Below are 2,208 nucleotides of genomic sequence, written 5' to 3' on the forward strand. Positions count from 1 at the left end.
GCGAAGAAGCTGGTGGCGCAAGGCCATGTCGTTCGTGTGCAGTCGGGCGCCGGCGTGGCCGCCAGCGTGACCGATGCGGCCTACCAGGCTGCCGGCGCCGAGATCACCGATGCCGCGGGCGCCTTCGGCGCCGACATCGTGCTCAAGGTGCGCAGCCCCGACGACCGCGAGTGCGCGCTGATGAAGCCCGCCACGGTGCTCATCGGCATGCTCAACCCCTTCGACGCCGCCGGACTTCAACGGCTGGCCACGGCCGGCCTGACCGCCTTCGCGCTCGAAGCCGCGCCGCGCACCACGCGTGCCCAGAGCATGGACGTGCTGAGTTCCCAGGCCAACATCGCCGGCTACAAGGCGGTGATGATCGCCGCCGACAAGTACCAGCGCTTCTTCCCGATGCTGATGACCGCCGCCGGCACCGTGAAGGCGGCCCGGGTCGTGATCCTGGGCGTCGGCGTGGCCGGGCTGCAGGCCATCGCCACCGCCAAGCGGCTGGGCGCGGTGATCGAGGCCTCCGACGTGCGCCCGAGCGTCAAGGAACAGATCGAGTCGCTGGGCGGCAAGTTCATCGAGGTCTCCTACGACACCGACGAGGAGAAGGAAGCCGCGGTCGGCGTCGGCGGCTATGCCAAGCCGATGCCCCCGAGCTGGCTGGCGCGCCAGCAGGTCGAAGTCGCCAAGCGCGTGGCCGCGGCCGACGTCGTGATCAGCACCGCGCTGATCCCGGGCCGCGCGGCGCCCACCCTCATCACCGAGGACATGGTCAAGGCCATGAAGCCGGGCTCGGTGATCGTCGACATCGCCGCCGGCAAGGGCCCCGACGGCGTGGGCGGCAACTGCCCGCTGTCCGAAGCCGACAAGACGGTGGTCAAGCACGGCGTGACGATCGTCGGCGAGACCAACCTGGCGGCGCTGGTGGCGGCCGATGCGTCGGCGCTCTATGCGCGCAACGTGCTCGACTTCCTGAAGCTGATCGTGGCCAAGGAAGGCACGCTCAAGATCGACCTCGAGGACGACATCGTGGCCGCCTGCCGGATGGCGCAAGACGGCCAGGTCACCAGGAAGTAAGACAAGAGAACCCCCGGAGGAGCACCGCCATGGATCCCGTATCCCATACCGTCATCAACCTGATCATCTTCGTGCTGGCGATCTACGTCGGCTACCACGTGGTGTGGACCGTCACGCCGGCGCTGCACACGCCGCTGATGGCGGTCACCAACGCGATCTCGGCGATCGTGATCGTGGGCGCCATGCTGGCGGCCGCGCTGACCGAGAGCGGCCTGGGCAAGACCATGGGCGTGCTGGCCGTGGCGCTGGCGGCGGTCAACGTCTTCGGCGGCTTCCTGGTCACGCGGCGGATGCTGGAGATGTTCAAGAAGAAGGACAAGAAGGCGGCCCCGGCTGCTGAAGCGACCGGCAAGGGGAACGCAGCATGAGCATGAATGTCGTCACGCTGCTGTACCTGATCGCCAGCGTCTGCTTCATCCAGGCCCTGAAGGGCCTGAGCCACCCCACCACCTCGATCCGCGGCAACCTCTTCGGCATGGCCGGCATGGCGATCGCCATCCTGACCACCGCCGCGCTGATCGTGCAGCTCTCGGGCGGCAAGGCCATGGGCATGGCCTGGGTGCTGCTGGGCCTGGTGGTCGGCGGCGGCTACGGCGCCTACCGCGCCAAGACGGTCGAGATGACGCAGATGCCCGAGCTGGTGGCCTTCTTCCACAGCATGATCGGCCTGGCGGCGGTGTTCATCGCGGTCGCCGCGGTGGTCGAGCCCTGGGCCTTCGGCATCACGCCGCCGCCGGTGGCGGCCGCCGTCGGCGTGCAGACGCCCGAGGGCGCGGCGATCATCGACGGCTTCCTGCGCTATGCCATTCCGGCCGGCAACCGGCTCGAACTGTTCCTGGGCGCGGCCATCGGCGCCATCACCTTCAGCGGCTCGGTGATCGCCTTCGGCAAGCTCTCGGGCAAGTACAAGTTCCGCCTGTTCCAGGGCGCGCCGGTGCAGTTCAAGGGCCAGCACATGCTCAACCTGGTGCTGGGCCTCGCGACCATCGCCCTGGGCCTGGTCTACATGGCGACCGAGAGCTGGGCGGCCTTCCTCGCGATGCTGCTGCTGGCCTTCGTGATGGGCGTCTTGATCATCATCCCGATCGGCGGCGCCGACATGCCGGTGGTGGTGTCGATGCTCAACAGCTACTCGGGCTGGGC

General features: G+C 68.6%; 3 protein-coding genes. All 3 read left to right on the plus strand.

All coding sequences use genetic code 11. The features are described 5' to 3' along the window. Positions 1–1,065, plus strand: a 1,065-nt coding sequence (locus tag QTI33_RS34985) for an NAD(P) transhydrogenase subunit alpha (RefSeq protein WP_286511331.1), incomplete at its 5' end; no start/stop codon positions are given. Between the two features lie 29 nt (positions 1,066–1,094). Beyond that, positions 1,095–1,433: an NAD(P) transhydrogenase subunit alpha part 2 gene (locus tag QTI33_RS34990; RefSeq protein ID WP_286511333.1), complete on the plus strand. Its 339-nt coding sequence runs from the start codon at positions 1,095–1,097 to the stop codon at positions 1,431–1,433. Beyond that, positions 1,430–2,208 (plus strand): NAD(P)(+) transhydrogenase (Re/Si-specific) subunit beta (locus QTI33_RS34995; RefSeq protein WP_286511335.1); only part of this gene is annotated, 779 nt, incomplete at its 3' end. The genes QTI33_RS34990 and QTI33_RS34995, both read left to right, overlap by 4 nt.

Origin of the sequence: Variovorax davisae (assembly GCF_030316845.1) — a bacterium.
Taxonomy (GTDB): domain Bacteria; phylum Pseudomonadota; class Gammaproteobacteria; order Burkholderiales; family Burkholderiaceae_C; genus Variovorax; species Variovorax davisae.

Bases quoted from the DNA above. Each gene is read 5' to 3' on its own strand.
- QTI33_RS34990 (WP_286511333.1), top strand. From the start codon at position 1,095: ATGGATCCCGTATCCCATACCGTCATCAACCTGATCATCTTCGTGCTG.